Source organism: Rhizobium sp. WYCCWR 11146, assembly GCF_013591995.1.
Lineage (GTDB): Bacteria > Pseudomonadota > Alphaproteobacteria > Rhizobiales > Rhizobiaceae > Rhizobium > Rhizobium indicum.
The window spans coordinates 269,339-277,736 of sequence record NZ_JACCEY010000024.1; the positions used below are offsets into that span (position 1 = coordinate 269,339).

Consider the following 8,398-nt stretch of genomic DNA (forward strand, 5'->3'; position numbering starts at 1 on the left):
GGCTGATTTCGGCGACGGAGCGCTCGCCGAGATCAGCGCGCGCGCGAGCCCGACTAGGCTCTGCGCCTTGCTTTACCGCCCCGGCCGCCCTGTCTTCCCCTTCGTCCGCCCCTTGCGCTTCTGCTCGCCCGGGTCCTCATAACTCCCGACGCCCGTCTTCCCGCGCACGACCGGCCGCACGTCATCGCGCTCTGGCTGCCCCTCCAGCATCGGTGAAAACCGCTTTGTGCCCTTGGCGGCTTCCGGCTTTTCCGGCAGCGCACCGATGACCGGCTTTTCCGTTCGGCCGACCGTCATTTCATCGAGGTCGTTCTTGCGGAAGAGAGTCTTCTTGGCGGGCTCGGCGATGTCGCGGCCCATGTCGTCCAGAGCGGGTTTGCGGAAGAGGGGGGTGGTGGTGTCGGTGCCTGGGCCCATGTCGTCGAGGCTGGGTCTGGAGAGGTAGGAGGGGGTGGCCCCCTCATCCGCCCTGCCGGGCACCTTCTCGCCGGCTGGAAGAAGGGATTCGCGGGTCGCCTTGGCGTTCCGTCTGACGCCTTCCATCGCCTTCGACTCTTCTCTAGCCATGGGATCGTCCATAACCGCCAGCTCGGCGGCCTTGAGGCGTTTGATTTCGTCGCGGAGGCGGGCGGCTTTTTCGAAGTCGAGGTCGGCGGCGGCGTCGCGCATGCTCTTTTCGAGCGCGTTGAGATGGGTCTGCAGGTTGTTGCCGACGAGGTTGCCGCCATCGGCGAAGCCCTTGCCCGAGACGCCGGATATATCGGCGCGGACGTGGTCGCGCTCGTAGACGGAGTCGAGGATGTCGGAGATCCTGGCCTTGACCGATTCCGGCGTGATGCCGTGTTCCTGGTTATAGACCATCTGCTTTTCGCGGCGGCGGCTGGTTTCCTCCATCGCCCGTTTCATCGAGCCGGTGACCTGGTCGGCATAGAGGATGACCTTGCCGTCGACATTACGCGCGGCGCGGCCGATCGTCTGGATCAGCGAGGTCTCCGAGCGCAGGAAGCCTTCCTTGTCGGCGTCGAGGATGGCGACGAAGCCGCATTCGGGAATGTCGAGGCCTTCGCGCAAAAGGTTGATGCCGACGAGAACGTCGAAGGCGCCGAGGCGGAGATCGCGGAGGATCTCGATACGCTCCAGCGTGTCGATGTCGGAGTGCATGTAGCGCACGCGCACGCCCTGCTCATGCAGATATTCGGTCAGGTCCTCGGCCATGCGCTTGGTCAGCACGGTGCAGAGGGTGCGATAGCCCTTGGCGGCGGTCTCGCGGATCTCGCCGAGCACGTCGTCCACCTGGCTGCGGGCCGAGCGGACCTCGACCGGCGGGTCGATCAGGCCGGTCGGGCGGATCACCTGTTCGGCGAAGACGCCGCCCGACTGCTCCATCTCCCAGCCGCCGGGGGTGGCCGAAACGGCGATCGTGTCGGGGCGCATGGCGTCCCATTCCTCGAAGCGCAGCGGCCGGTTGTCCATGCAGGAGGGCAGGCGGAAGCCGTATTCGGCCAGCGTCGCCTTGCGCCTGAAGTCGCCCCGGTACATGCCGCCGATCTGCGGCACGGTGACATGGCTTTCGTCGATGAAGACGAGGGCGTTGTCGGGGATATATTCGAACAGCGTCGGCGGGGGATCGCCGGGGTCGCGGCCGGTGAGGTAACGCGAATAGTTCTCGATGCCCTGGCAGGAGCCGGTCGCCTCGAGCATTTCGATATCGTAGCGGGTGCGCTGCTCCAGGCGCTGGGCCTCCAGCAGGCGGCCGGCCTTTTCCAGTTCGGCGAGGCGGAGCCTGAGCTCCTCCTTGATCGACTTGATGGCGCCGTTCAGCGTCGGGCGCGGGGTGACATAGTGCGAATTGGCGTAGATCTTCACCGATTTTAGGTCGCCGACCTTCTGGCCGGTGAGCGGGTCGAACTCGGTGATCGCGTCGATCTCGTCGCCGAACATCGAGATGCGCCAGGCGGCATCCTCCAAGTGGGCGGGGAAGAGCTCGATCGTGTCGCCGCGCACGCGGAAGGATCCACGGGTGAAATCCATGTCGCGGCGCTTGTATTGCTGGGCGACGAGGTCGGCCAGCAACTGGCGCTGGTCGAGCCGGTCGCCGACCGACATCTGGAAGGTCATCGCCGTATAGGTCTCGACCGAGCCGATACCGTAGATGCAGGAGACCGAGGCGACGATGATGCAGTCGTCACGTTCGAGCAGCGAGCGCGTCGCCGAGTGGCGCATGCGGTCGATCTGCTCGTTGATCGACGATTCCTTCTCGATATAGGTGTCGGAGCGCGGCACATAGGCTTCCGGCTGGTAATAATCATAGTAGGAAACGAAATATTCCACCGCATTGTCGGGGAAGAAATTCTTGAATTCGGAATAGAGCTGGGCGGCCAGCGTCTTGTTCGGCGCCAGGATGACGGCCGGGCGCTGCGTCGCCTCGATCACCTTGGCCATGGTGAAGGTCTTGCCGGAGCCGGTAACGCCGAGCAGCACCTGGCTGCGGTCGCCATTCTCCAGCCCCTCGACGAGGTCGCGGATGGCGGTCGGCTGGTCGCCGGCCGGCTCGTAATCCGACTGCATGCGGATGGCGATGCCGCCTTCGGATTTGTCGGGCCGGGCAGGGCGATGCGGCGTCCAGATCTTGCCGTTCTTGTGAAGCGGATTGCCGCTCTCGATCAGCGCCGACAGCGCCTCGACCGTGGCGGTGACGGCGGTGCCGGCCTGCAGCGACGAGGCCTCCTCCAGCGTCGTATCCATGCCGGAGACGGGATTGAGGCCGGCGGCTGCGCGCGTCTTCGGGTCGGTCGAGCCACCCATGGAGGTGCCGCGCGCCGATTTCGACGCGCTGACGCCGCCGTCGCTGGTTTTCGTCCTGGCGGCGATTTCCACTTTCTTGCGATGTTTGCCGGCCTTGGAGGCGATCTGGCGCTGCGTCTCGACGCCCGAGGTTTCGGCATCGGCCTCCAACTGCTTCACCCAATCGGCAACCGAGCCTGAGAGGGGGGCTCCCTCAAAAGACGATTGAGGGGCTTCCTCGAAGCCATTCGGGGCGGGGGATTTCTTCGGAGATTTGGCCATGCGGCGAATATGGAGAGAGTCAGCGCGAAAGTGAAGAGGGAAAGAGTACAAAAGGGAAACGAATGAATCGTTCGGATTTTTGGAATAGTCTCCCGGTCGCGTGATACTAAAGACCCCGCCCCAAACCCCTCCTGTCGGTTGCCGGGGTCGAGCCACGGGTCTCGACCCGTCCTTCGGCCCCCACAAGTGGGAGGGGCTTAACCTGCCGCGCCGGCTTTCCAAATCCTCAACGTTTCGGAAGATGCAAGGCGGTGCCGCCGGATTAGCCCCTCCCACCTGTGGGGAGGGGTTGGGGAGGGGCCTTCCTTCAGCGGTTCTACACCCATCAAGCCGAACGCTGGTCCGCCGGCCCCTCGAGCCGCGCGAGGTTCAACGCACTGTTGATCAACCCGACATGGCTGAAGGCCTGCGGGAAGTTGCCCAGCATGCGGCGGGCGGCGGGATCATATTCTTCCGCCAGAAGCCCGACATCGTTGCAGATAGAAAGCAGCCGCTCGAACAGGCGCAGCGCATCGTCGCGGCGGCCGATCATGCCGAGGGCGTCGACGAGCCAGAAGCTGCAGGCGAGGAACGCGCCTTCGCCTGGCGGCAGGCCGTCGTCCACCTCCTGCGTCTCGTAGCGCAGCAGCAGGCCATCACGCAGCAGCCTGCGCTCGATCGCCTCGACTGTCGCGACATAGCGCGGATCATCAGGCGGGATGAAGCCGACCATGCCGAGATGCAGCAGGCTGGCATCAAGCGCCTTGGAGCCGTAGGCCTGCACGAAACAGCCGAGTTCGGGATCGAAAGCTTTCTCGCAAACCTCGGCATGGATGTGATTTGCGAGCGTGCGCCAACGTGCGGCGGCCTCGGGCTCGCCGTCCGCCTCGGCAATCTGGACGGCGCGGTCGAAAGCCACCCAGGCCATGACCTTCGAATAGGTGAAATGCTGGCGCTGGCCGCGCACCTCCCAGATGCCTTCATCGGGCTCCATCCAGATTTTTTCGAGAAAGGGCAGAATGGCCGCCGCCAGTTCGCGTCCGCGATGATGCGGCGGAAGCCCGCCCTTGCGGGCCTGCAGCATGGCGTCGGCCACCTCGCCATAGACATCGAGCTGCACCTGTTCGGCAGCGGCATTTCCGATGCGTACGGGTGTCGAGCCCTCGTAGCCACTCAGCCAGGGAACCTGCCATTCCAGCAAATTGCGCTCGCCGGCGACGCCATACATGATCTGCATCTGCGCCGGGGCGCCGGCGACCGCGCGCAGCAGCCAGTTGCGCCAGGCACTGGCTTCTTCGTAATAGCCGAGTTTCATCAGGGCGAGCAGGGTCAGCGTCGCGTCGCGCAGCCAGCAATAGCGGTAGTCCCAGTTGCGCGGCCCGCCGATCTTTTCCGGCAGGGAGGTTGTCGCCGCGGCGACGATGCCGCCCGTCGGCATGTAGGTCAGTGCCTTGAGCGTGATGAGCGAGCGTTTGACCTGTTCCGTCCACCCGCCCACTTTCGGGCAGGTCGCGGCAAAGGATTGCCAGAATTCCTCCGTGTCCGGCAGCGCATATTCCACCTGCCGCTGAGCCGGCTGCGGCATATGCGAGGGTGACCAGGTCAGGGTGAAGATCTGGCTCTCGCCAGCGGCAAGCTGGAAGGAGCCGACCGTGCTCAGGCCGCGGCCTTCGAGCGGGACGGCGCAATTCAGGGTTAGCCTGTCCGGGCCGGCAATGGCGGTGATGCCGCCATCCTCGCCATGCGTGACCCAGGGAACGGTTCGGCCGTAATCGAAGCGAAGGTTGAGCTCCATATCGAAGGCGACAGTGCCGCTCTTGCCCTCGACGATGCGCATCAGATCGCTCGTGCCATCGCGAAGCGGCATGAAGTCGATGAGAACGGCGGTGCCGGTCTCGGTCTGAAACTCGGTTTCGAGAATGAGCGTATCGTTGCGGTAGCGGCGCGTGACGCGGACAATTTCACCTGACGGTGACAGCGACCAGAAGCCGTTATCCTCGGCGCCGAGCAGGGCGGCAAAACAGGCGGGGGAATCGAAGCGCGGAAAACAGAGCCAGTCGATCGAGCCGTTCTTCGAGACGAGTGCGGCGGTTTCGCAATCGCCGATGAGCGCGTAGTCCTCAATGGGTACCGACACCGGAGCCTCCTCTGCATAGCAGTCGGGCTTTTAGGTAGAGGCCGTGCGCGGAGGTCAAGCGCGGAAACTAACGGGGCGGTAGGCGTGCCGGCTATCATGCAAACTCCGGATATCAATGGGGGGCATCGCCAGCAATGCCAAGCCGAAATGGAAAGTGTCGATAAATAAAAGTCTGTGGTTGAAGGCTCTGCTGCCTCCCGCATTGCGCGCGCCGATGTTACAGCTGCTGCGGGAATTGGGGACCATTCATGAACAAGATAATCATTGCATTCGCGGCGGCCGCGGCAGTGGCCGGCTGCGCCAAACGTCCTGACGCTATCGTTCAAGTCGATATTCCGATGGCTGCCTATACGAACCTCAGTTGCGCGGCGCTCGCCGTGGAACTCAAGAAAGAGAAGGCCAAGCTCGACGACCTTTCCAAGCAGCAGATCAGTGCAGCGAACGGCGATGCTTTCGGTGTCTTCCTCGTCGGCGTCCCCATCGGCAGCGTCGCCGGGGGAGACAAGGAAGGGGAAATTGCCGCGTCCAAAGGCAAGGTTTCCGCCATGCAGTCCGCTGGAATGAGCAAGGGCTGCAAGCTGCCAGGTTGACAGCCGGGGCCGCAACCATCGAGATCGGGCCGGCCAAAAATGAGGCATTGGTCGGCGATCCCGATTTCAATATCCATTTGCGTCCGTCGTTTCTTCGCCCAAAGACCGACGGCATTCGTGCAATGCCGCGCGGCGATCGTCCGACCCTCTTATCGGAACCGAAATCGGCCTTCCGCAGTTAGTTTCCAGTCACTTCACCTCTGGGTACTACTGCCATTAGCGACCATTCCGCCTTCTGGAAACAAACGATCTCGATCGACCTTGATACCGGCGAACGCCTGGTTCTCCGCTCACCGCAGGATGCGCTCTATGCGCTCGTCTCGGACTGGCCGGTCAATGGCGGCGTCCACCAGCAAAGGGCGATCGATTTCTGCCGCGCCTGGCTTGCCGGACGGATGCCGGCCGAGACGGTGCGGCAGGCTTTCATCCTGGCGGCGTTGGAAGCCGGCGTTACGATCAATGATGATGAAGACGGTGCCGAAGCCGCGGTTGTGAACCCTCCAGTATAGGAGGAGAGACGCCGGCTACATTCAGTCTTCACGCGGCCGGCATCCGCTTCGAAGAGATCGTGGCGTGGTCGCAATCGCTCAGCGTTTGATCAACACACGCGCCTGCACCGGCTGCTCGATGCCCTTGAGCGTGAGCGTGCGCTCTTCTGCTCCGGCAACAAGCGCGGCAGCCTTCGCCGCCGTTTCGGCCGAGATCAGGATCTCGCCGGCGGCGGCCTGGGATTCGAGCCTTGCGGACTGATTGACGACGCCGCCGATCGCGGTGAAATCGCTGCGAAAGCTTGAGAATTCGCCGATCTGGACCTCGCCGGAATGGATGCCGACGCCGACGCCGAGGGTGCGGCCGGGCAATGCCTCGAGCACCAGACCGCTCAGCGCGGCGGCACAGTTTCGCTGGATCTCCTGCGCTGCCAGGATGGCCGCGCCAGCGTGATCCTTTCTGACGATCGGAAAATTGAAAATCGCCATCAGGCCGTCGCCCATCTGCTTGTTGACGATGCCATCATGCGCCCAGATCGCCTGCGCGCAGCGATCCTGAAACAGGCTGACAATCTCGCTCAGTTGCACCGCCTCGATGCGCTCCGACAGATCCGTGAAACCCCTGATATCGGCAAACAGGATGGTGGCGTCGACAGTGATCTGGCGCTGCTTCTTGACATATTGGAAGGAGCGCTCGCAGATCGTGCAGATATCGGGGTTCATCTTGCTGCGGGTGATGCCGAAGGCGCGGAAGGGCAGGGCAAACGGGCCGCCGATCGGGATCGGCATATGCATCTGGTCCCAGCAGCCGCGGCAGATCCGGGCATTGCCATGCCTGGCCGGCTCCGTGGAAGAGGCTGTCGTCATATCTCGCAATCCATCGCCTGATAGCCAAAACTAGCTTCCGACACTCGCCTGCTTTTGGCAACTCTGCTGATGGTCCGGGGTGATGATGGATTGAAGTATTTCATATTGAATTATCATGCGTAATTTCTTGAGCACTCCGAAACGCACCTTGCAAAATGCTATTCCAGGTAGATAAATTCAATCCAGTGTCATCTCCGTGCCTACAGGGAGTCACGTTTGCGACGTTGAACAGGCACGCGTGCGGTCGATACCTTTTAGCGAGAGTTTTGGATGAATCCTGAAGAATTGCGCAGATCGGAATACGCCAACAACCGAGGCAAATTGCTTCTGACCTTCCTGGTTATAGTTGCCATCACGGCAGGAATCATTTGGCTAGGCTTCCATCCACCTGGGGATAAGGACCCTCGTGTGGCTTGGTTCTTCGTGGTGCCGGGTGCAGCGTTTTTTGGCATCCTAGCATTGCTGCTGCTGCCCAAGCTATTCTCCGTGGAGCCGGGACTCGTCATGTCGACGGCCGGAATCCGTTTGCCGAATTTCCCCGGCCAGATACTGCCGTGGTCTGCCATTCAAAGCATTGGCAGAGTCCAGACCAAATATGCGGATAACATCATTCTTCACCTTGATCCCACTGCCGCCAGGACCTTGGTCAGACGGGGGCTGACGAGCCGGCTGCCGGAATGGTTTGTTGGTTCACGCGCCAAGGTCGGCGTTGCTCTGAAGCTCTTGCGGGGCAATTCGGACAGGATATTCGATGAGTTCGTCGAATTGCTGTCCGAAGCTTACGAAGCCGAACGCCAAACCATGCAGGAAGATGGCTCGACCGCCCCGGATGATGAAGACGAAGCGTTGGAACCCGCTCTCAACAGCGGCGGGCATCCTATATTCACCTACATTCTTCTCGCCACTCTGATTGCGGTCTATGCCGGCGAACTAACCTTCGGTCTCGAGCCGCCCGTCGCCGGCACTCCCACCAATTGGACTCTCTTCGTCCTCGGTGGGACTTTTCGTCAAAGCATTGTCGAGCATGGTCAATGGTGGCGGCTGTTTACCGCACCCTTCATGCATGGAGGTATCCTCCATCTCGCGTTCAATTGCGTTGCTTTATGGTTCGCAGGAGGGCTCTTTGAACGGCTGATCGGCTGGCGCTGGTTTGCAGCGATTTTTTTCGCAAGTGCCCTTGGCGGGTCTGTCGCATCGGTGTGGATCAATGCGCCGAACACGATCGGGGTCGGGGCCTCCGGCGGGATTGTCGGACTTTTTGCAGCCGTGAT

General features: G+C 62.2%; 6 protein-coding genes. 3 read left to right on the plus strand and 3 right to left on the minus strand.

From position 1 onward, the window contains the following. Positions 1–72: 72 nt before the first annotated feature. Both uvrB and HX899_RS21155 read right to left on the minus strand, forming a co-directional pair. Positions 73–3,066: an excinuclease ABC subunit UvrB gene (uvrB, locus tag HX899_RS21150; protein ID WP_181293317.1), complete on the minus strand. Its 2,994-nt coding sequence runs from the start codon at positions 3,064–3,066 to the stop codon at positions 73–75. Between the two features lie 325 nt (positions 3,067–3,391). Beyond that, positions 3,392–5,182, minus strand: coding sequence for a glycoside hydrolase family 15 protein (locus HX899_RS21155; protein WP_138329036.1), 1,791 nt, complete (start codon positions 5,180–5,182; stop codon positions 3,392–3,394). A gap of 248 nt (positions 5,183–5,430) precedes the next feature. On the opposite strand from HX899_RS21155, the gene HX899_RS21160 reads away from it, so the two are divergent. Then, positions 5,431–5,772, plus strand: a complete 342-nt coding sequence (locus HX899_RS21160) for a hypothetical protein (RefSeq protein WP_130677824.1) — start codon at positions 5,431–5,433, stop codon at positions 5,770–5,772. Positions 5,773–6,050: 278 nt separating this feature from the next. Next, a complete protein-coding gene (locus HX899_RS21165; protein ID WP_246697166.1) occupies positions 6,051–6,281 on the plus strand; it encodes a DUF982 domain-containing protein in 231 nt (76 codons plus the stop codon). A gap of 78 nt (positions 6,282–6,359) precedes the next feature. Here the strand turns inward: HX899_RS21165 and HX899_RS21170 are convergent, their stop codons facing one another. Further along, positions 6,360–7,127 (minus strand): adenylate/guanylate cyclase domain-containing protein, encoded by a 768-nt coding sequence (locus HX899_RS21170; RefSeq protein ID WP_138329037.1) that lies wholly within the window; start codon positions 7,125–7,127, stop codon positions 6,360–6,362. A gap of 270 nt (positions 7,128–7,397) precedes the next feature. On the opposite strand from HX899_RS21170, the gene HX899_RS35165 reads away from it, so the two are divergent. Further along, positions 7,398–8,398 (plus strand): rhomboid family intramembrane serine protease (locus HX899_RS35165; protein WP_246697156.1); only part of this gene is annotated, 1,001 nt, incomplete at its 3' end.